This window comes from Zeimonas sediminis, assembly GCF_023721795.1.
GTDB classification, from domain to species: domain Bacteria; phylum Pseudomonadota; class Gammaproteobacteria; order Burkholderiales; family Burkholderiaceae_E; genus Zeimonas; species Zeimonas sediminis.
This window is the reverse complement of record NZ_JAMQYE010000002.1, coordinates 336805-357362: the sequence shown is the minus strand read 5'-3', so window position 1 is coordinate 357362 and position 20558 is coordinate 336805. Positions and strand designations below refer to the sequence as shown.

The 20558-nt window shown below is 70.9% G+C and carries 20 protein-coding genes and 1 tRNA gene; 11 read left to right on the top strand and 10 right to left on the bottom strand.

Annotation, left to right across the window (positions count from 1 at the left end):
- The first annotated feature begins 6 nt into the window (after positions 1–6).
- Together M6I34_RS17080 and guaD are read left to right on the top strand one after the other, a co-directional pair.
- A complete protein-coding gene (locus tag M6I34_RS17080) occupies positions 7–1095 on the top strand; it encodes a BMP family ABC transporter substrate-binding protein (RefSeq protein WP_272487014.1) in 1089 nt (362 codons plus the stop codon).
- Positions 1095–2414 carry a guanine deaminase gene (gene guaD, locus M6I34_RS17075; protein WP_272487013.1) on the top strand — a complete coding sequence of 440 codons (1320 nt, stop codon included), beginning with the start codon at positions 1095–1097 and terminating at the stop codon, positions 2412–2414. Before M6I34_RS17080 ends, guaD begins: the two co-directional genes overlap by 1 nt.
- Before the next feature lie 18 nt (positions 2415–2432).
- Here the strand turns inward: guaD and M6I34_RS17070 are convergent, their stop codons facing one another.
- The 3 genes from M6I34_RS17070 to M6I34_RS17060 are packed head-to-tail and all read right to left on the bottom strand — an operon-like array spanning position 2433 to position 4934.
- Entirely contained in the window at positions 2433–3416 is a 984-nt protein-coding gene (locus M6I34_RS17070) for a tripartite tricarboxylate transporter substrate binding protein (RefSeq protein ID WP_272487012.1), read from the bottom strand.
- A 29-nt stretch (positions 3417–3445) separates the two neighbouring features.
- A complete protein-coding gene (catC, locus tag M6I34_RS17065; RefSeq protein WP_272487011.1) occupies positions 3446–3724 on the bottom strand; it encodes a muconolactone Delta-isomerase in 279 nt (92 codons plus the stop codon).
- Between the two features lies 1 nt (position 3725).
- Positions 3726–4934, bottom strand: coding sequence for a muconate/chloromuconate family cycloisomerase (locus M6I34_RS17060; RefSeq protein WP_272487010.1), 1209 nt, complete (start codon positions 4932–4934; stop codon positions 3726–3728).
- A 152-nt stretch (positions 4935–5086) separates the two neighbouring features.
- Here M6I34_RS17060 and M6I34_RS17055 point away from each other — a divergent pair, with 152 nt between their 5' ends.
- The 4 genes from M6I34_RS17055 to ydiK are packed head-to-tail and all read left to right on the top strand — an operon-like array spanning position 5087 to position 8654.
- Complete coding sequence (locus tag M6I34_RS17055) at positions 5087–5992, top strand: LysR substrate-binding domain-containing protein (RefSeq protein ID WP_272487009.1); 906 nt, start codon at positions 5087–5089, stop codon at positions 5990–5992.
- 23 nt (positions 5993–6015) lie between these two features.
- Complete coding sequence (locus M6I34_RS17050; RefSeq protein WP_272487008.1) at positions 6016–6696, top strand: flavin reductase family protein; 681 nt, start codon at positions 6016–6018, stop codon at positions 6694–6696.
- A gap of 50 nt (positions 6697–6746) precedes the next feature.
- Positions 6747–7577 carry a metal-dependent hydrolase gene (locus M6I34_RS17045; protein ID WP_272487007.1) on the top strand — a complete coding sequence of 277 codons (831 nt, stop codon included), beginning with the start codon at positions 6747–6749 and terminating at the stop codon, positions 7575–7577.
- Between the two features lie 21 nt (positions 7578–7598).
- Positions 7599–8654, top strand: a complete 1056-nt coding sequence (gene ydiK, locus M6I34_RS17040; protein WP_272487006.1) for an AI-2E family transporter YdiK — start codon at positions 7599–7601, stop codon at positions 8652–8654.
- 60 nt (positions 8655–8714) lie between these two features.
- On the opposite strand, the gene M6I34_RS17035 is transcribed toward ydiK, so the two are convergent.
- Positions 8715–8790: transfer RNA gene (locus tag M6I34_RS17035), tRNA-Thr, on the bottom strand.
- A gap of 105 nt (positions 8791–8895) precedes the next feature.
- A complete protein-coding gene (locus M6I34_RS17030; protein WP_272487005.1) occupies positions 8896–9969 on the bottom strand; it encodes a Rossmann-fold NAD(P)-binding domain-containing protein in 1074 nt (357 codons plus the stop codon).
- A 60-nt stretch (positions 9970–10029) separates the two neighbouring features.
- Here M6I34_RS17030 and M6I34_RS17025 point away from each other — a divergent pair, with 60 nt between their 5' ends.
- The 4 genes from M6I34_RS17025 to M6I34_RS17010 all read left to right on the top strand — a co-directional run bounded on the left by M6I34_RS17025 (position 10030) and on the right by M6I34_RS17010 (position 15570).
- Positions 10030–11073, top strand: a complete 1044-nt coding sequence (locus M6I34_RS17025; RefSeq protein WP_272487004.1) for a CDP-6-deoxy-delta-3,4-glucoseen reductase — start codon at positions 10030–10032, stop codon at positions 11071–11073.
- 262 nt (positions 11074–11335) lie between these two features.
- Entirely contained in the window at positions 11336–11995 is a 660-nt protein-coding gene (locus M6I34_RS17020; protein WP_272487226.1) for an ABC transporter ATP-binding protein, read from the top strand.
- Positions 11992–14388, top strand: a complete 2397-nt coding sequence (locus tag M6I34_RS17015) for an ABC transporter permease (RefSeq protein WP_272487003.1) — start codon at positions 11992–11994, stop codon at positions 14386–14388. Before M6I34_RS17020 ends, M6I34_RS17015 begins: the two co-directional genes overlap by 4 nt.
- 6 nt (positions 14389–14394) lie before the next feature.
- A complete protein-coding gene (locus M6I34_RS17010) occupies positions 14395–15570 on the top strand; it encodes an efflux RND transporter periplasmic adaptor subunit (RefSeq protein ID WP_272487002.1) in 1176 nt (391 codons plus the stop codon).
- A 21-nt stretch (positions 15571–15591) separates the two neighbouring features.
- On the opposite strand, the gene M6I34_RS17005 is transcribed toward M6I34_RS17010, so the two are convergent.
- The 5 genes from M6I34_RS17005 to M6I34_RS16985 all read right to left on the bottom strand — a co-directional run bounded on the left by M6I34_RS17005 (position 15592) and on the right by M6I34_RS16985 (position 20026).
- Positions 15592–16320: an ABC transporter ATP-binding protein gene (locus tag M6I34_RS17005; protein WP_272487001.1), complete on the bottom strand. Its 729-nt coding sequence runs from the start codon at positions 16318–16320 to the stop codon at positions 15592–15594.
- Between the two features lie 26 nt (positions 16321–16346).
- Positions 16347–17120: an ABC transporter ATP-binding protein gene (locus M6I34_RS17000; RefSeq protein WP_272487000.1), complete on the bottom strand. Its 774-nt coding sequence runs from the start codon at positions 17118–17120 to the stop codon at positions 16347–16349.
- 13 nt (positions 17121–17133) lie between these two features.
- On the bottom strand, positions 17134–18303 hold the full coding sequence (locus tag M6I34_RS16995) for an ABC transporter permease subunit (RefSeq protein ID WP_272486999.1): 1170 nt from the start codon (positions 18301–18303) through the stop codon (positions 17134–17136).
- Between the two features lie 10 nt (positions 18304–18313).
- Positions 18314–19246, bottom strand: coding sequence for a branched-chain amino acid ABC transporter permease (locus tag M6I34_RS16990; protein WP_272486998.1), 933 nt, complete (start codon positions 19244–19246; stop codon positions 18314–18316).
- 468 nt (positions 19247–19714) lie between these two features.
- Positions 19715–20026 carry a c-type cytochrome gene (locus M6I34_RS16985; RefSeq protein ID WP_272486997.1) on the bottom strand — a complete coding sequence of 104 codons (312 nt, stop codon included), beginning with the start codon at positions 20024–20026 and terminating at the stop codon, positions 19715–19717.
- Positions 20027–20243: 217 nt separating this feature from the next.
- On the opposite strand from M6I34_RS16985, the gene M6I34_RS16980 reads away from it, so the two are divergent.
- On the top strand, positions 20244–20522 hold the full coding sequence (locus M6I34_RS16980) for a TIGR04438 family Trp-rich protein (protein WP_272486996.1): 279 nt from the start codon (positions 20244–20246) through the stop codon (positions 20520–20522).
- Positions 20523–20558 lie beyond the last annotated feature (36 nt).

Below are 20558 nucleotides of genomic sequence, written 5' to 3'. Positions count from 1 at the left end.
AAGAAGATGAACGATCGCAGGTCCTCGCTGAAACTGCTCGCCGCGGCCGCAGGCGCGTCGGCCCTGCCGGGCCTGGCGCGCGCGCAGTCGAGCGCGCCGCTGAAGGTCGGCTTCGTCTACGTGAGCCCGATCGGGGAGGCCGGCTGGACCTTCCAGCATGAGCTCGGGCGTCGCGAGATCGTGCAGGCCTTCGGGCCGAAGATCGAGACCCGCTTCGTCGAGAGCGTGCCAGAGGGGGCCGACGCCGAGCGGGTGATCCGCGAGATGGCCCAGAGCGGCCACGGCCTGGTGTTCGCGACCAGCTTCGGCTACATGAACTACGTGGAGCGCGTGGCCCGCGCCTTCCCGAAGACGGTCTTCCTGCACGCGACCGGCTACAAGACCGGCCGCAACATGGGCGTCTACAACGCCCGCTTCTACGAGGGCCGCTACCTGAACGGCGTGATCGCCGGCTACATGACGAAGTCCAACGTGCTGGGCTACGTGGGCGCCTTCCCGATCCCCGAGGTGCTGCAGGGAATCAACGCCTTCGCGCGCGGGGCGCGCAGCGTGAACCCGAACGCCGAGGTGCGGGTGATCTGGGTGAACTCCTGGTACGACCCGGGCAAGGAGCGCGAGGCGGCCAACACGCTGATGTCGCAGAACGCCGACATCGTGACCCACCACACCGACTCCACCGCGGTCGTGCAGGCCGCCGAGGAGCGCGGCAAGTGGGCCTTCGGCTACCACTCGGACATGTCGAAGTACGGGCCGAAGGCGCACCTGACCGCGACCACGCACCACTGGGGCGAGTTCTACAAGCGTACCGTCGAGCAGGTGATGGCGGGCAGCTGGAAGACCGGCAGCCTGTGGGGCGGCATGAAGGACGGCATGGTCAGGCTGGCCCCGCTGAACCCGGCGGTTCCGGCCGAGGTGCGCGCGAAGATCGAGAAGCTCGAGGCCGACATGAAGTCCGGCGCGCTGCACGCCTTCGCCGGGCCGGTCGTCGACCAGGACGGCAAGACCCGCCACGCGAGCGGCCCGATGCCCGACGAGCAGCTGGGCAAGATGGACTACTACGTGCAGGGCGTGGCCAGCCGCTTGCCCAAGCGCTGATGCGGCGTGCCGCGTACCGCGGCGAGATCGTCGACTTCACCGGCGATCCGCTGCGCGACGGCGAGGCGGCCTGCCGGCACTTCGCCGACGGCCTGCTGGTCGTGGGCGACGGGCGCGTGCAGGAGCTCGGCCCCTTCGACGCGCTGGCCGCTCGCATCGGCGACACGCCGGTCCGCGACCTGCGCGGCCGCATCCTGGTGCCCGGTTTCGTCGACGCGCACGTCCACTATCCGCAGACCGACATCGTCGCCTCGCCCGCCCCGGGCCTGCTCGATTGGCTCGAGCGCTACACCTTTCCGGCGGAGCGGCGCTTCGCCGACCCCGGCCACGCGGCCGAGGTCGCGGGCTTCTTCCTGGACGAACTGCTGCGCAACGGCACGACGACCGCGATGGTATGGGCCACCGTGCATCCGGTCTCGGTCGACGCGATCATGCAGGCGGCGCGCGCCCGCAACATGCGGCTGATCGCCGGCAAGGTGCTGATGGACCGCAACTGCCCGGCCGACCTGTGCGAGACCGCCGAGTCGGGCACGGCCGAGACCCGCGCGCTGATCGAGCGCTGGCACGGCGCGGGCCGGCTCGGCTACGCGGTCACGCCGCGTTTCGCGCCCACCTCTACCCCGGCGCAGCTGGCCGCCTGCGCGAGGCTGCTCGACGAGCATCCGGGCGTCTGGCTGCAGTCGCACCTTGCCGAGAACGCCGACGAGCTGCGCTGGGTCGCCGGGCTGTTCCCGGACGCGCGCAGCTACACCGACGTCTACGACCGCTTCGGTCTGCTGCGCGGCCGCAGCGTTTGGGCGCACGGCATCCATCTCGACGATGCCGACCGCGAGCGCCTGGCCGCGAGCGGCGCGACGGTCGCCTTCTGCCCGACCTCGAACCTGTTCCTGGGCAGCGGCCTGTTCGATGCCGCGGCCGCCGATCGACAGGGGCTGCGCTACGCGCCGGCCACCGACGTGGGCGGCGGCACCAGCTTCTCGATGCTGCGAACGCTGGCGGCCGCGCACGACGTGATGCGGCTGCAGCGCCAGGCGCTGTCGGGCCTGCGTGCGCTGTGGCTGGCCACGCACGGCGCCGCGCAGGCCATCGGGCTGGACGACCGGATCGGCAGCTTCGAGCCGGGCCGGGAGGCGGACTTCGTGGCGCTGGACCCGGCCGCCACGCCGCTGCTGGCGCGGCGCACCGCGCAGGCCGGGAGCCTCGAGGAGCGGCTGTTCGCGCTGACGATGCTGGGCGACGACCGGGCGGTGGCGGGGGTGTGGATCGCCGGAGGATGCATGAAGCCGCCGACGGCTCGCGGCGTCGACGGCTTCACCTGATTCGCGCCGGGGGGCGGCTCACTTCGGGCTGATGCCGCGCTCCTTCAGGACCACGCCCCACTTGGCGATCTCGGCCTTCAGGTGGGCGTCGAGCTGCTCGGGGCTGCTGCCGATCGGCTCGGCGCCGATCGTCGCGAAGCGCTCCTTGACCGCGGGCAGGTTCATGGCCGCGACGAGTTCGCGCTGCATCGTGTCGACGATCTCCTTGGGCGTGCCGGCGGGCATGAACACCGCGAACCACGGCGCCAGCTCGTAGCCGGGCAGGCCGGCTTCCGCGACCGTCGGCACATCGGGCAGCATCGACGAGCGCTTCGCCGTGGTCACCGCGATCGGACGAAGCTTGCCCGACAGGATGTGCGGGCGCGCGGAGGTGACGCTGTCGAACATGTAGTCGACCTGTCCGCCCAGCAGGTCCGCGACCGCCGGGCCGCTGCCCTTGTAGGGCACGTGCAGCATGTCGACCTTCGCCATCGACGCGAACAGTTCGGCGGCAAGGTGGATCGACGTTCCGGTGCCGGCCGAGGCATAGGTGAACTTCCCGGGGTTCGCCTTCGCGCGCTCGATCACCTCGCCGAGGGTCTTCACGTCGAGCCGGCCGGTGTTCACGACCAGGACGTTCGGCACCACGGCGAGCAGCGACACCGGCGTGAAGTCCTTGACCGGGTCGTGGTTGAGCTTCGTGTAGAGGAACTGGTTAACCGCCATCCCGTTGGCCACGATCATCATCGTGTAGCCGTCGGCGGGCGCACGGGCCACCGAGTCGACGCCGATGTTGCCGCCGGCGCCGGGCCTGTTCTCGACGACGAAGGGCTGCCCCAGCTTCTTCTGCAGCTCTTCGCCGAGCGTTCGCGCGATGTTGTCCATCGCGCCTCCGGGCGGGAAGGGGACGACCCAGCGGACCGCCTTCGACGGATAGCCGGCTGCGAGAGCCGGGGCGGTGGCTGCCACCGACGCGAGCGACGCGGCGGCGAGCAGCGCGGCCAGGAATTTGCGGATCTTCATTCGGATTTCTCCTCGGTCTGGTCGTGACTTCAGGCGATCGCCGACGGATGGCGGGCCAGCGGGGTCACGTGGATCTTCATGTACGGAAAGAGCGGGAGGGCGGACAGCGTCGCGTGCAGCGCGTCGTTCGACTCGACGTCGAACACACTGTAGTTCGCGTACTCGCCGACCACCCGATACAGGTGCAGCCACTTCCCCTCGTGCTGCAGCCGCTGGGCGTAGGCCTTTTCTTCGGCCTTGATCGCCTCGGCGGCCTCGCGAGGCATGTCGGCGGGCAGGTGGACGTCCATGCGGACCAGGAACAGCATCTCAGTTCTCCTCGGGCGTTTCGGTCGTGTCGGCCGTGGCGGTCTGCGTCCGTGGCGCTGCGCCCAGGTCGACACGGATCGGCCGACGCTCACGGCGGTCGCGGTCGAAGGCGTCCAGCTTCTCGCGGTCGACCTCGACGCCGAAGCCGGGGCCGTCGGGCATCTCCAGGCAGAAGTCCTTCGCGCGGAGCGGCTCGGTCACGATGTCCTCGACCAGCAGCATCGGGCCGAACAGCTCGCAGCCGGCGGTGAGCCCGGGGATCCCGCAGAACACGTGGGCGGACGCGGCGCTACCCAGGGAGGTTTCCAGCATGGTGCCGCCGTAGCAGGCGATGCCTGCCGCTTCGGCCACCGCCGCGACCTTTCGCGTGTTCGTGAGTCCGCCGTGCTTGGTCACCTTCAGCGAGAACACATGCGCCGCCCGGCTGGCCGCCAGGCTCAACGCGTCCTGGGGCGAGCAGACGCTCTCGTCGGCCATGATCGCCGGGCCGGACTCTCGCGCGCAGAGCTCGCGCAGCAGCTCGGTCTGCCAGCGCGCCACCGGCTGCTCGGCCATCGCCACACCGGCGTCGCCGAGCGCGGGCACCCAGCGGCGTGCGGCCAGCCAGTCCCAGGCCTGGTTCACGTCGACCCGGATCTCGGCGCGATCGCCGAGTGCCCGGGCGATCGCGGCCACCCGCGCGACGTCGTCCTCGGGGCGACCCGAGCCGATCTTGATCTTGAACAGCCGGTGCTTGCCTTCGGCCAGCTTGCGCTCGGCCTCGGCGATGTCCAGTTCGGGGTTGCCGGTGGCGAGCGTCCACGCGAGCGGCAGGCGATCGTGCAGCTTGCCGCCCAGCAACTGCCAGGCCGGCAGCCCGACGGCGCGCGACACCGCGTCGATCATCGCCATCTCGACGGCCGCCTTCGCGAACCGGTTGCCCTTGCAGAGCCGCTCGAACAGCTCGAGCTGGCGCTCGAAATGGCGCGGGTCCGTGCCCAGGATCGCCGGGGCGAGGTAGTCGTCGACGATGTGCCTGATGCTCTCCGGCGACTCCTCGCTCCACGAGGCGCCGCCTATGGTCGCCGCCTCGCCGAAGCCGATCGCGCCGTCGTCCAGCGCGATCTCCACGATCACGTAGGTCTGGGTTCGCACCGCCCCGAACGCCAGCTTGTGTGCGCGTACGGTGGGGATGTCGACGATCCGGCTGGTGCAGCGGGTGATCTTCATGGCCTGCCTGGCGATTGCATGCAGCAAACCTTAGGGAGTTTTGAAAGATTGATCCAATGATTAATTTAGGATGAAATAATCGACAAAATCGAACGAACGGGCAGGCCAGCCGGCCTTGGGAGCCCGCGCAAGGCAGTGCCGGGGGCATCGATATGGAACTTCGCCAGCTTCGCTACTTCCTCGCGGCGGCCGAACTCGATCACGTGTCCAGGGCCGCCGACCGGAGTCACGTTTCGCAGTCCACGCTGTCGCACGGCATCCGCCAGCTCGAGGAGGAGCTCGGCGTGGCGCTGTTCGACCGGATCGGCCGGGGCGTCCGGCTGACCAAGGCCGGCCGCACCTTCAGCGCTCACGCAGCCCGCGCGCTTCGCGAGCTCGACGGCGGCGTCGCGGCCCTGAAGTCGCTGCAGTCGCTCGAGGGCGGGTTGCTCGAGATCGGCGTCATCCCGACCTTTCTGACGACGCTGGTCCCGCAGGCGGTTGCCGATTTCTCCAGGGACCATCCGAAGGTCGCGGTCCGGATCCTCGAGCTGCGGGCGGGGGAGGTCGAGGAAGAACTGGTCGCCGGGCGTCTCGATCTCGGCGTGGCGTTCCATCCGGCACAGAAGGCGGAGCTCGACGCGGAGCCCCTGTTCGAGGAGCGTCTCGACCTCGCGGTCGCGCACGGACACGAGCTGTCGGGGCGGCGTCGCGTCGGGGCGGCCGAGTTGCAGGGGCGGGCGATTGCGCTGTTGTCGAAGCGGTTCGCGACTCGCCGCCTGATCGATTCGGCGCTGGCCAGGCACGGCGTCGCGCCGAGGGTCGCGGTCGAGATGGAGTCGGTCGACGCCCTGCTCGAAACCGTTTCCCGGCAAGGCTTGCCGACGATCGCGCCGGATCGGGCGATCGCATCGACCTCGGGGGTGCACGGCATCAGGATCGGCCTGCCGGGCTTCGTCAGGCCGGCCGGCCTGCTGTGGCGCCGGGACGCCTCGCGGCTGGCGCCGGCGGTCGAGTTCGCGAGGCGCCTGCGCTTACTATGCAGAGTTCCCGGCGGCCGTGGCGGCCCGGGGACCTGAACCGAGCCAGAGGAGACCGCACGATGTACTACGAACCCGGGGTCACCCCGCACGGCCTGCCGCACGACCCGTTCAAGTCCTGCGTGGTGCCGCGGCCGATCGGCTGGATCTCCACCGTGGACTCGCAGGGCCGGCACAACCTGGCGCCGTACAGCCAGTTCCAGAACGTGACCTTCGACCCGCCGATCGTGATGTTCTCGGCCAACCAGGACACGCGCGGCCAGCGCAAGGACTCGGTTCGCAACGCCGAGGAAACCGGCGAGTTCGTGTGGAACATGGCCACTTACGCGCTGCGCGAGGCGGTCAACGCCACCGCCGAAGAGTTGCCGCCCGAGGTCGACGAGTTCGAGCGCGCGGGCCTGGTCAAGCTGCCCTCGCGCAAGGTGAGGCCGGCGCGGGTGGCCGGCTCGCCGATCCAGTTCGAGTGCGTGTACCTGAACACGCTGCGATTCCCGGGCGCGCCGCCGATGGGCACCGTGGACGTTGTGTTCGGGCGCGTGCTGGCGATCCACATCGACGACGAAGTCATCGACGAGAAGGGCATGGTCGACGTGCTGAAGATCCAGCCGCTCGCGCGGATGGGCTACTTCGACTACACCTACGTCGACAACAAGTTCCAGATGGTGATCCCGGGCAGCAACCGGGCGCTGCTGGCGGGGCTGGAGGGGTCGGCGGAGAAAGCCGCGAAGGCGGGCCGAAGCTAGCCGTGTCCGCGCCGGCCCGCGATAATGGACGCCGCCACCGGAGCTTCCAATTGAGCACCCTCGCCATCCGCCGCCTGCTGATCGACCTCGAAACCGAGGTGCCGCGCCACTGGTGCGCCGGCGACCCGTTCCGCACCGCCTTCTTCGACGCGCTGTCGATGAGCTTCCCGGTCGGCGAGCAGTTCTTCATCGACGCGGTTCGCAACGGCCACAAGGCCTTGCCGGCCGAGGCACGGGCCCGCTTCGACGACGAGGTGAAGGGCTTCGTCGGCCAGGAGGCCACGCACCGGCGCATCCACGGCCTGTTCAACGGCCACCTGGAGAAGCTCGGTTACGTGAACGACTGGGGGCCGCGCGCCGCGAGGCGCGTCGAGCCGCTGATGACGATGGACCCGCGCCACGCACTGGGCATCACGGCGGCCAACGAGCACTACACCGCGATCTTCGCCGAGTGGCTGCTGCGCCACCCCGAGGTGTTCGACGGCGTCGAGCCCCGGTTCGCGCTGATGTGGCGCTGGCACGCGGCCGAGGAATCCGAGCACCGCTGCATGGCCTTCGACCTGTATCAGGCGCTGGGCGGCAACCTGCGCTGGCGCAGGCGCTGGATGTGGATCGTCACCGTGTACTTCTCGGCGGACCTGATCCGCCAGACCGCGTCCAACCTGCGCCGCGACGGCGAGCTGTGGCGCTGGCGCACCGTGCGCAGCGCCGCGCGCTTCATGTTCGGCAAGGGCGGGCTGTTCCGCGAGACCTTCGGCCAGTGGCGGCGTTATTTCCGCGCCGACTTCCACCCGGGGCGCGAGGGCAGCGACGACGGCGTGCGCTGGCTGCGCGAGAACGCGGGCGCCTATGCGGTGGTGGGGCGGGAACCCGCGCGCTGAATCGTCGACGGGGAGCCGGCCTTGAGTCAGCCGCGCGCGGACCTGTTCCGAAGCACGCTGTCCGTGCTCTTCATCGTTGGCATGGTCGTGCTGAACGCCTGGGTGTTGCAGCCGTTCCTGATGCCGACGATCTGGGCCGCAACGATCGTGGCGGCCACCTGGCCGCTGATGCTGAGACTGCAGGCCCGCCTGGGCGGCCGGCGATGGCCGGCGGTTGGCGCGATGACCCTCGGACTCTTCGCACTGCTGGTCGCGCCCCTGACCTTCGGGGTGCTGGCCCTGCTGGATCACGTCGACGACATCGTGGCCCTGGTCGGGCGGCTGTCCGGCTTTCGCCTGCCGCCGGCCCCGGAATGGCTGCTCGCGGTGCCTTTCGTCGGGCCGAGGATCGAGGCTGCCTGGGAGAAGACGATCGCGTCGGGGGCGGAGGGGTTGCTCGCCGTCCTCGAGCCACACGCGGTCGATGCGATCCAGTGGGTGGCCGGCGAACTGGGCCTCGTCGGCGTCCTGGTCATGCAGAGCCTGATGGTCGTCGTGCTGGCCGCGGTCATGTACGCGCGCGGGGAGGCCATGGCCGCGGCGCTGAAGCGGGTCGGCAGGCGCCTGGGCGGCGCGCACGGCGAGTCCCTGGTGCACCTGTCGGCGCAGGCGGTGCGCGGGATCTTCCTGGGGGTCGGCGTGACGGCGGTGGCGCAGGCCGTGGTCGGTGGTGCCGGCCTCGCGATCGCCGGCGTGCCTCACGCGGTCGGGCTCACGATCGTGATGTTCGTGCTTTCGCTGGCGCAGCTGGGGCCCCTTCCCGTGCTCGTGCCGGCCGTCGCGTGGCTGTTCTGGGCGGGGGCCGCGGGCTGGGCGGTCTTCCTGCTCGGGGTCTGCATCCTGGTGAGCGCGCTCGACAACTTCCTGCGGCCGTGGCTGATCCGCAAGGGCGTCGAGTTGCCGCTGCTGCTCGTCTTCGGCGGGGTGGTCGGGGGGATGCTCGCCTTCGGGCTGGTGGGCATCTTCATCGGCCCGATGGTCATCGCGATCGCGCACGCGATGCTGCAGGCCTGGCTGTCCCAGGCGTCGCGACGATGAGCCCAGCGGCCGCAAAGCAAAACGCCCGCCGGGGGCAAGCCCGGCGGGCGTTCAGAAGACTGGTGCCGATGGACGGACTCGAACTGTCGACCTTCGCATTACGAATGCGCTGCTCTACCAACTGAGCTACACCGGCGTTCCGCGGAGAACCCGCAGAGCCAAAAATTATATCAGAGGCGCTCGACCGCCGCGCAAGCGCCAGCTCGGGTCGTTCGCCCGAACGGGGCGCCCCGCTCGGGTTTCAGTGCGCCTTGCCGGCCGGATGCTGCCGCCGCACCTCGGCCAGCGCCGCGTCCACCGTCGGCCAGCGCAGCCGCACCCGGAGCTCCCGCTTCAGTCGCCGGTTCGACAGCCGCCGGGACTCGCTCATGAAGGACAGCATCATCGGCGACACCTGCCGCGCCAGTTCGGCGCGCGGCAGCCGCGGCGGGCGGGGCAGGCCGCAGGCGTCTGCGACCCGGTCGAACCAGTCGCCCATCCTGAGGTCCGAGTCGTCGACCGCGTTGACCGTTCGCCCCGGCCGGCCGCGAAACAGCGCGAGCCAGGCGATCGCTGCCAGGTCCTCGGCGTGGACGTGGTTGGTGTACGTGTCCTCGGCGGGCACCGGCGCCGGCAGGCCGCGACGCAGGCGATCGACCGGCAGCCGGTCGTGCGCGTATATGCCGGGCACGCGCAGGACCGATCCGCGCACCAGACCCGTGCGCACCGCGCCGCGCAGCCGCCGCTCGGCTGCGACCCGACGCTTCGCCCGGGCCGTCGTCGGCGCCACCGGCCGGGCCTCGTCGACCTCGGCGCCGCCGCAGTCGCCATAGACGCCGGTGGTGCCGATCAGGGTCCAGCGACCGGGCAGGCCGGCCGCGAGCGGCGGACGCAGGCGTTCGCGCAGCGGCAGCAGTTCGGCGTTGCGGCCGAAGCGGCGGCGCGCCAGCGCGACCGACCGGCCGCGCGCGGCGATCAGGCGGCCGAGCCGCGGGTCGTCTTCGCCGGTGTCGGGCGGCGGCGCCAGGTGGATCGACCAGCGGGCGAGGCCGCCCAGGCGCCTGGCGTCGGGAGCGGCCCCGGGCCGGAGACCCGCAGTACCCGCGCGCGGGCCGCGCAGCGGCGCGTCGAGATCGATCGCCAGCGTCCGGGCACCCAATCCGCGCGCGGCGGCGCGGCGCGCGGGGTCGCGGGTCACGGCCACGACCGAGATCTGCCGGTCGGCGATCCGCGCCCCGAGCCGGCCCAGCAGCCTCATTCCGACGTCGCCGCAGCCGACCACGAGCAGTCTCGGCCGGCGCAGGCGGGAAACGGGGCAGGGGGCAGGGGCTCGCATCGGTCTCGTCCGGGCAGCGGGCGATAATAGCGACTTTGCCCGTTCCGGTCCCGAGAAGCCATGTCCGCCACCGTCACCGTCCAGCCCAGCGGCCGCCAGTTCACCGTCGAGGACGACGAATTCATTCTCGACGCCGCGCTGCGCCAGGGCGTCGTGCTGCCCTACGGCTGCAAGAACGGCGCCTGCGGCTCCTGCAAGGCGAAGGTGCTCGACGGCACGGCCGAGATGGGGCCGCATTCCGACAAGGCGCTGAAGCCGGCCGAGGCGGTCGAGGGCTACGCGCTGATGTGCTGCTCGAAGCCGCAGGGCGACCTGACGATCGAGAGCCGGGTGGTGGCGGCCGCAGGCGACATCCCGGTGCGCAAGCTGCCCTGCCGGGTCGCGTCGATCGAGCGCGCCGCCCCCGACGTGGCGATCGTGAAGCTGCAGTTGCCGGCCAACGAGCGGCTGCAGTACCTGGCCGGCCAGTACATCGAGCTGATCCTGCGCGACGGCGCCCGCCGCAGCTATTCGATGGCGACCGCCCCGCACCTGGCCGAGCAGCTCGAGCTGCACATCCGCCACATGCCCGGCGGCCGGTTCACCGACGCGCTGTTCGGCGCGGCGCAGCCGGCGGTCAAGGAGCGTGACATCCTGCGCCTCGAAGGGCCGCTGGGCACCTTCTTCCTGCGCGAGGAAAGCGACAAGCCGATCGTGCTGCTGGCCAGCGGCACCGGCTTCGCGCCGATCAAGGCGGTGATCGAGCACGCGCGGCACAAGGACGTCCGGCGGCCGATGACGCTGTACTGGGGCGGCCGCCGCCCGCAGGACCTGTACATGAACGCGCTGTGCGAGCAGTGGACTGCCGAGATGCCGCACTTCCGCTACGTGCCGGTGGTGTCCGACGCGCTGGCCGAGGACCTGTGGCAGGGCCGCAGCGGCTTCGTGCATCGCGCGGTCATGGAGGATTTCCCGGACTTGTCCGGCCACCAGGTCTACGCCTGCGGCGCGCCGGTGGTCATCGATGCGGCGCGGCGCGATTTCGTCGGGCAGTGCGGCCTGCCCGAGGACGAGTTCTACGCCGATTCGTTCACCACCGAGGCTGACCTGGCGAAGGCTGGTTGAGCCGGCTCGCGCGCGGCCGGGCCGACGCCCCGCTCGGCCTCGGTTGACTTCCCGCAAGGCGCGGCGCCGGCGAGTCCCCGAGCGGGGGGCGATCTGCTAAGTTGGACGGCCCAGGCCGGCGGGGGCCGGCGATCCGTCCGACGCCATGTCCGATTCCAGCAGTCCGAGCGCCACGCAATCCGTGACGGCCGAGCCCGGCAACGGCGAGGCCGGCGGTCGCGAGGCCGTCTTCCGGGCGCGGGGCATATCCAAGGTCTACCGGATGGGCGAGGTCGAGGTGCACGCGCTGCGCGACGTCGACCTGGACCTGTACGCAGGCGAGCTGGTGGTGCTGCTGGGGGCCTCGGGCAGCGGCAAGTCCACGCTGCTGAACATCCTCGGCGGGCTCGACCGGCCCACTTCGGGCGAAGTCCGCTATCGCGACCACGACCTGAGCGCCGCCGGCGACGCGCAGCTGACCCGCTTCCGGCGCGAGCACGTCGGCTTCGTGTTCCAGTTCTACAACCTGATCCCGAGCCTGACCGCGCTCGAGAACGTGGCGCTGGTCACCCGGATCGCGGCCGACCCGATGGACCCGGCGCAGGCGCTCGAGATGGTCGGGCTGGGCGAGCGGCGCAACCACTTCCCGGCCCAGTTGTCCGGCGGCGAGCAGCAGCGGGTGGCGATCGCCCGCGCGGTCGCCAAGCGGCCCGACGTGCTGCTGTGCGACGAGCCGACCGGCGCGCTCGACTATCCGACCGGCAGGCTGGTGCTCGAGGTGCTCCAGCGGGTCAATCGCGAGCTCGGGACGATCACCGTCGTGATCACGCACAACGCGGCGATCGCGGCGATGGCCGACCGGGTCGTCCGCATCAGCAGCGGGCGCATCGTCGAGATCACGCGCAACGCACGGCGCGCGTCGCCCGACGAGATCTCGTGGTGAGCAGGAACCGGCAGCGCGCGCGCCTGGCGGTGAGCCCGAGGCTGCGCATCGTGCTGCGCGAGCTCTGGCACCTGCGCGGGCAGGTGCTGGCCGCGGCGCTGGTCGTCGCCTGCGGCATCTCGGCCTTCGTCGCGCTGCGCGCGACCTACCATTCGCTGCTGGTGGCGCAGGCCGACTATTACGCGGCCTACCGGTTCGCCGACGTCTTCGCCCGGCTCGAGCGCGCGCCCGAGGGCCTGGCCGCGCGGGTCGGCGAGGTCCCGGGCGTGGCCGAGGTGCGCACGCGCGTGGTCGTCGACGTCACGCTCGACGTGCCGGGGCTGGCCGAGCCGGCCACCGGGCGCCTGGTCTCGATCCCCGAGCGGCGAGAGCCGATGCTCAACGACCTGGCGCTGCGCGCCGGCCGCTGGATCGAGCCGGGCCGGGCAGGCGAGGCGATCGCCAGCGAGACCTTCGCGCGGGCGAACGGCCTGCGCATCGGCGACACGGTCGGCGCGATCCTCAACGGCCGCTGGGCCCGGCTGACGATCGTCGGGCTCGCGCTTTCGCCCGAGTACGTCTACGAGGTCGGCCCCGGCAAGGTGTTCCCCGACAACCGCCGGTTCGGGGTGCTGTGGATGAGCCGCGAGGCCCTCGGCCCGGCCTTCGACATGGACGGCGCGTTCAACGACCTCGCCCTGTCGCTGGCGGAAGGCGCGTCCGCGCAGGAGGTCGTCGACCGGCTCGACAGGCTGCTCGCGCCGTACGGGGGCCTGAGCGCCTACCCGCGCCGCGACCAGTTGTCGCATCGCTTCCTCGCCGACGAGTTCGGCGAGATCGAGATCATGACGACCTACATCCCGGCGCTGTTCCTCGGCGTGGCCGCCTTCCTGCTGTACGTGGTGCTGTCGCGCATGGTCAGCATGCAGCGCGCGCAGATCGGGCTGCTGAAGGCCTTCGGATACGCGGACATCGGAGTGGGCATGATGTACCTCGGGTTCGCGGTCTGCGTCGTGGCGATCGGCGCGTCGGCCGGCGTGGCCCTCGGCGCGTACATGGGCGGCCTCGTGACCGACCTGTACGCCGAGTACTTTCACTTCCCGCGGCTCGCCTTCGAGCTTCGACCGCCGGTGCTGGTCGCCACGGTGCTGATCGGCCTGGCCGCGGCAACGATCGGCGCGCTCGGCGCGGTGCGCGGCGTGCTGGCCCTGCCGCCGGCCGAGGCGATGCGCCCCGAGGCGCCGGCCAGCTTCCGCGAGGGCTGGCTCGACAGGAGCGGCCTTGCGCGCTTCGTGGCCCCGGCGCTCCGGATGATCCTGCGCAACCTCGCGCGCCGGCCCTGGAAGGCCCTGCTGTCGATCGTGGGGATCGCGCTCGCGGTCGGAACGATGGTCGTCGGTCGCTTCGGCATCGACGGCGCGGCGCACCTGCTGCACGTGCAGCTCGACCTGATCCAGCGCGGCGACGTGAGCGTGACGTTCCACGAGCCCCGCGAGTCCGCGGCGCTCAACGAGGTCGCGCGCCTGCCGGGCGTCCTGCGCGCGGAGGGGTTCCGGGCCGTCCCGGTGTGGCTGCGCAACGGGCATCGCGCGAAGAAGGTCCAGATTCTCGGGCTCGCGCCCGATGCCGAGCTGCACAGGCTCCTGGACCGGGACCTTCGTCCGGTCCCGATCCCGCCCGATGGCCTTGCGCTGTCTCGCAAGCTGGCCGAGCTGTTGGGTCTGGCGCCCGGCGACGTCGCCAGGATCGAGGTGCTCGAAGGCGCGCGCGAGGTGCGCGAGTTGCCGGTGGCGGCGATCGTCGACGAGTACCTGGGGCTGGGCGCCTACATGGATGGCCGCGCGCTCGCGCGCCTGCTTCGCGAGGACGCGCCCGTCTCCGGCGTGAACCTGCGGGTCGATCCGGCGCGCGCGGCGGATCTGTTCTCGGTCCTGAAGGGCCTGCCGCCGGTCGCCGGCGTCGAGGTCAAGGAGACCACGCGCGCGGTCGTGCAGGATTCGCTGGACCGGGCGATCAGGGTGTTCAGCCGCATCCTCGTCGGCTTCGCCGGGATCATCGTGCTGGGCGTCGTCTACAACAGCGCCAGGATCGCGCTCTCGGAGCGCGGCAACGAGCTGGCCAGCCTTCGCGTGCTCGGCTTCCGGAACCGCGAGGTACTGGCCATCCTGCTGGGCGAGCAGGCATTGCTGGTGGCGACGGCGATTCCGCTCGGCCTGCTGGCGGGCTACGGCATGTCGGCCGCGCTGGCCACCGAGTTCGAGCGCGAGATGTTCCGCATCCCGCTCGAGATCGACGGCGCGACCTATGCTTACGCGACGCTGGCTGCCGTCGGGGCGGCCCTGCTGTCGGGAGTGCTGGTCGCGCGGCGGGTCAGGAGCCTGGACCTGATAGCGGTCCTGAAGACGAGGGAATGACAACCGATGAAGACCCTGCTCCGGCGAATCTCCTACTCGGCGGCCGCGCTCGGTGCGGCAGCCTGGCTCGCATGGGCGCTGAGGCCCGAACCGATCGTCGTCGAGACGGCCCGCGTCGAGCGCGGGCCCATGCAGGTGACGCTGGACGAGCGCGGCGAGATGCGCAGCCACGACCGTTTCACGATCGCCGCGCCGGTCTCCGGCCGACTGCTGCGCATCGAGGTCCACGACGGCGACCGCTTCGACGAAGGGCAGGTGCTGGCGCTGATCGCGCCGCTTCCGCTCGGGCCGCGCGAGCGCGACGAGCGCATCGCGCGCGTCGCCGCAGCCGAGGCGCTGCAGCGCGAGGCAGAGGAGCGCGCGCGGCATGCCCAGGCCGACCTGGCCCTGGCTCGGCGCGAACGCGAGCGCATCGAGCGGCTGGTCGCGGAGAACTTCGTCTCGCCTCAGGCGGCCGAGCAGGCGCGCAACGCCGAGGCCACGGCCGCCAACGAGGCCGACGCCGCGCGCTTCCGGGCGCGTTCGGCGGCGGCCGATGTCAGGGTGGCGCGCGCGGCCCTGCTCGGTCCGGGCACGGCCGGCGCCGACGGGACGACGCTGGTGCCGGTGCGGGCGCCGGTCGCCGGTCGCGTGCTGCGCGTGCCCGACAACAGCGAGCGGGTGGTGGCCGCCGGGGCCCCGCTGATGACGATCGCCGACCTGTCGCGGCTCGAGGTCGTCGTGGAGATGCTGTCGACCGACGCGGTGCGCGTGCGTCCCGGAATGCCGGTGCTCGTGGACGGCGGGCCGGGCACGGCGGACCTGCGCGCCGAGGTGCGCCTGGTAGAGCCCTACGCGTTCACCAAGGTCTCGGCGCTCGGCATCGAGGAGAAGCGGACCAACGTCGTGGCGGACCTGCTCGACGATCCCGGGCCGCTCGGCGACGGCTACCGGATCGAGGCCAGGGTCGTCGTCTGGCAAGCCGCCGACGTGCTGCGCGCGTCCGCGAGCGCGGCATTCCGCTGCGGCGAGCGCTGGTGCGCGTTCGTCGTCGACGAAGGGCGGGCGCGCCGTCGGGAGATCGCGATCGGGCAGCGCAATCCGCTGCAGGTCCAGGTGCTGGAGGGGCTGGTCGAAGGCGACGTCGTCATCCGCTATCCGGGCAACGACCTCGAGGACGGTTCCAGGGTCGCGGCGCGCTGAGCCGCTACCCGCCGCCGGCGGTCAGGCGTCCGCTTCCTCGCCCAGGTAGGCCGCCCGCACCCGCGGATCGTCGAGCATCTGCTTCGCCGGGCCGGTCATCGTGACCAGGCCCGAGTCCATCACGTAGCCGCGGGTCGCGCACTCGAGCGCGAGCTTCGCGTTCTGCTCGACCAGCAGGATCGTCGTGCCCTGCGCCGACACCTCGCGCACCACCTCGAAGATCTTCTCGACCATGATCGGCGACAGGCCCATCGAGGGCTCGTCGAGCAGCAGCAGCGAGGGCCTGCTCATCAGCGCGCGCGCCATCGCGAGCATCTGCTGCTCGCCGCCCGACATCGTGCCGGCCAGCTGGTCGGCGCGCTCCTTCAGGCGCGGGAAGGTCTCGAACATGCGCTCGATGTCGGCCCGCACGCCGGCCGCGTCGCGGCGCGTGTAGGCGCCCATCTGCAGGTTCTCGGTGATAGTCATCCGCGCGAACACGCCGCGGCCCTCGGGCACCATCGCCAGCCCGCGCCCGACCAGGTCGTAGGCGCCGAGCCCGCGGATCGATGCGCCGCGATACTGCACGTCGCCGCCGGCCCAGGGCAGGGTGCCGGTGACCGCCTTCAGCGTGCTGGTCTTGCCGGCGCCGTTGGCGCCGATCAGCGCGACCAGCTCGCCCTCGTGCACCTCGAGGTCGACCCCCTTGACTGCCTGGATGCCGCCGTAGGCGACCTGCAGGCCCCTGATGCTCAGTACCGTGTCGGACATGGTGTTCGCTTCCGCTGCAGGCCGCGTCAGTGCGCGGCGGCCGTGCCGAGGTAGGCCTCGATGACGGCGGGATTGCGCTGGACCTCGGCCGGCACGCCCTCGGCGATCACCTTGCCGTAGTCGAGCACGGTCACGCGATCGCAGAGCCCCATCACCAGCTTCACGTCGTGCTCGATCAGCAGGATCGTGACGCCGTCGCCGCTGATGCTCTTGAGCAGGTCGCGCAGCGTGAGCTTCTCGGTGGCGTTCATGCCCGCGGCCGGCTCGTCGAGCGCGAGCAGGCGCGGCTCGGTGGCCAGCGCCCGGGCGATCTCCAGCCTGCGCTGGTCGCCGTAGGACAGCGTGCGCGCCTGGTAATCGGCGTAGCGGCCGATTCCGACGTAGTCGAGCAACTCGAGCGCGCGCTTGCGGATCGCGTCTTCCTCGGCGCGCTGCGAGCCGCTGCGGAACACCGCGCCGACCACGCCGGCCTTCGTTCGCACGTGCCGGCCGACCATCACGTTCTCGACCGCGGTCATCTCGCCGAACAGGCGGATGTTCTGGAAGGTGCGGGCGATGCCGGCCTGCGCGACCTTGTGGACCGCGGTCGGTTCGTAGGCCTGGCCGTCGAGCTCGAAGCTGCCCGAGTCGGGCGTGTACAGCCCGGTGATCACGTTGAAGAAAGTCGTCTTGCCGGCGCCGTTGGGGCCGATCAGGCCGTAGATCTGGCCGCGCCGGATCTGCAGGCCGACGTCGGACAGGGCCTGCAGGCCGCCGAAGCGCTTGTTGACGCCGCTCACCGAAAGCAGGAGATCGCTCATTTCCGCAGTCTCCTCAGGCGCCCGGCCGGCCGGCGGCTGCCGGCGCGCCGGCGGCCTCGGCAGGCAGCCCCGCGCGGGTCGGCCGGATGCCGTGCTTGGGCGCCGGCCAGATGCCGGTCGGGCGGAACAGCATGATCAGCACCAGCGACAGGCCGAACAGCAGCATCCGCAGAGCCTCGGCCGGGATCAGCTCGTCGCCGAACAAGGCCAGCTGCACCGGCTTGGCGACCTCGCGCAGCGTCTCGGGGATCGCGTAGAGCAGGATCGCGCCGAGGATCACGCCGGGCACGTGGCCCATGCCGCCCAGCACGACCATGGCCACGATGACGATCGACTCCATCAGGATGAAGCTCTCGGGCGACACGAAGCCCTGGAAGGACGCGAACATCGCGCCCGACACGCCGCCGAACGATGCGCCCATCGCGAACGCGAGCAGCTTCATGTTGCGCACGTTGATGCCCATCGCCTTCGCGGCGATCTCGTCCTCGCGCACCGCCATCCAGGCGCGGCCGATCCGCGAGTCCTGCAGGCGGATCGACACGACGATCACGCCGATCGTCAGCACGAGGAACAGGTAGTAGTACAAGGTGACCGACGGGATCGTGAACCCGCCTATCTCGAGGTTGCGCGAGAAGTCGACGCCGCCGATGCGCACCGGGTCGATGTTGCTGATTCCCTGCGGGCCGTTGGTGAAGTTCAGCGGCGCGTTCAGGTTGTTCATGAAGATCCGGATGATCTCGCCGAAGCCCAGCGTGACGATCGCCAGGTAGTCGCCGCGCAGCCTGAGCACCGGCGTGCCGAGCAGGATCCCGAATATCGCCGCCAGCCCCGCGCCCAGAGGCACCACCATCCAGATCGAGCTGTGCAGGCCGTCGGGGAAGGTGGCCGCGATCCACGGAAAGTTCATCGCCAGGTGCGGCGACGCGAGCAGCGCGTACATGTAGGCGCCGACCGCGTAGAAGGCGACGTAGCCGAGGTCCAGCAGCCCCGCGTAGCCGACGACGATGTTCAGGCCCAGCGCGAGCATCACGTACAGCAGCGCGAAGTCGGCCATCCGCACCCAGCGGTTGCCGCCCATGCCCAGCACGAAGGGGAGCACCGCCAGCACCAGCGCGATGACGATCGTGGCCGCGAAGGCGGCGCGCGGCTTGCCGGTCAGCGAAGGAACGAAGTGCGTGATCATCTCCGCCTCCTCAGGCCCGGTCGGCGACGCGCTCGCCCATGATCCCGGACGGCCGGAACAGCAGCACCAGGATCAGCACCGCGAACGCGAAGATGTCCTGGTAGTGGCTGCCCAGGAAGCCGCCGGTCAGGTCGCCGATGTAGCCGGCCCCCAGGCTCTCGATCACCCCGAGCAGCAGGCCGCCGACCACCGCGCCGGTGATGTTGCCGATCCCGCCCAGCACCGCGGCGGTGAAGGCCTTCAGGCCCGGGATGAAGCCCATCGAGAAGTGCACGATGTTGTAGTTCATCGCGACCAGCACGCCGGCCACCGCGGCCAGCGCCGCGCCGATCGCGAACGTGGCCGCGATCACCTGGTTGGCGTTGACGCCCATCAGGCTGGCGATCCGGGGGTTCTCGGCGGTGGCGCGCATCGCGCGACCCAGCTTGGTCTTGTTGACCAGCGTGACCAGGCCCACCATCAGCGAGGCGGCCACGACCAGGATCAGGATCTGCTTGGGCGCCAGGATCGCGCCGAAGATCGGCACCGGGTCGGTGGGCAGCAGGTCCGGGAACACGATCGGATTCGGCTTCCAGATGATCATCGCGACCGTCTGCAGCACGATCGACATGCCGATCGCGGTGATCAGCGGCGCGAGCCGGGGCGCGTTGCGGAGCGGCCTGTAGGCGACGCGCTCGATGAAGACCGACAGCAGCATGCAGACCGGGATCGCGGCGAGCGTCACGATCAGCAGCACCAGCGGCCCGGGCACGCCGGCCGCAAGCAGGGTGGGCACCAGCCAGACCGCGACCATCGCCCCGATCATCAGCACCTCGCCGTGCGCGAAGTTGATCAGCTGCAGGATGCCGTAGACCATCGTGTAGCCGAGGGCGACCAGCGCATAGACGCTGCCCAGCACGAGGCCGTTCAGGATCTGCTGGAGCAGGATGTCGAAATTGAACAATTGCGTCTCTCCGTGGCTGCACGCACCGATCGCGTGCTGGAAGCACGGCGAGAACCGGCGTGACGGCTTATGCAGGATCCATGCCGAGCGGACCCGTTCCGAAAACGCGAAGCGGGCGCGATTCTAGCGGAAAGCGGGCGATCGAGACAGGGAAGGGGGAGGGACGGGAAGGGAGAAGAGAGAAGGGGGGAAGGGACAGGCGGGGCGGAAGCGCGTGCCGAAAAAAAATGCCCCGGTCGGATCGATCGGGGCAAACCAGCCAGGGAGGAAACCAGGGAGACTGGGATCGAGGCTACGCGCCGCGGATCGCGCTGTCGCGCAGCGGGGGATCGCCGGCGCCGCGAACCCGACGGGCGGCCGGAAGCGGGTCGGCCCGGGCGATGGGGTCGATGAACCCGTTCGCGAAACCATGAAAAAAGGGGCGCGTCGCGCCCCTTTCCTGCCGACCCGGGATGCCCCGGGAACGGATCACTTGATGCTCAGGACCCACTTGGCGAGGGTCTCGCCCTCGGCCTCGGAAACCTGCGGGTTGGCCGGCATCGGGATCTGGCCCCAGACGCCCACGCCGCCCTTGCGGATCTTCTCGGACAGCTTGGCGACCGCATCCTTGTCGTTCGCGTACTTGGCGGCGACGTCCTTGAAGGCGGGGCCGATCAGCTTCTTGGCCTCGGCGTGGCAGGCCAGGCAGTTCTTGGCCTTGGCCAGGTCGGCGCTGGCCATGGCGGCGCCCGACGCACAGGCGAGGGCGACGGCGAGCGAGAGGGTGCGAATCGCTTTCATGAGTGCTCCGATGAATTGATGCTTCCGGAATCGATGTTCTATCGAGTCCCCGAGAGTGTACCGCAGGACGGTCCGACACCTTTCTCAAAACGCACCGGGCGCCGGGCGGTTGACCCCGGCCCGCCGTCGAGTCCCTCGAGGATGCCGTTCGACCGGCGGGAGATGACCCGGGCCGGCGCATCGTCGAGACTCGACTCGTCAAATCGGGAGAAGTGCGATGCCGTTCGTCTGGACTGGAGTCTTGCTGCTGGCGCTGCGCGCGTTCGGCATCGAGCCGGTGTCGGAATGGTCGTGGGGATGGATCCTGGCCCCCTTCGCCTGCGCCTTCGTGTGGTTCGAGATCGTCGAACCGCTGTTCGGGCTCGATCGGGTCGCCGATCCGGGCGAAGCGCTGGCAGAGACCCGCCGCAAGCGGATCGAGGCGATGTTCCCGCACTTCAGGTTCAGGCGCCGCCCGGTGCGCAGCGCCGCCACCACGGACGACGGCACCGGCTGAACCGCCGGCGCACCCTGCCGAGACGGCGCGGTCGGC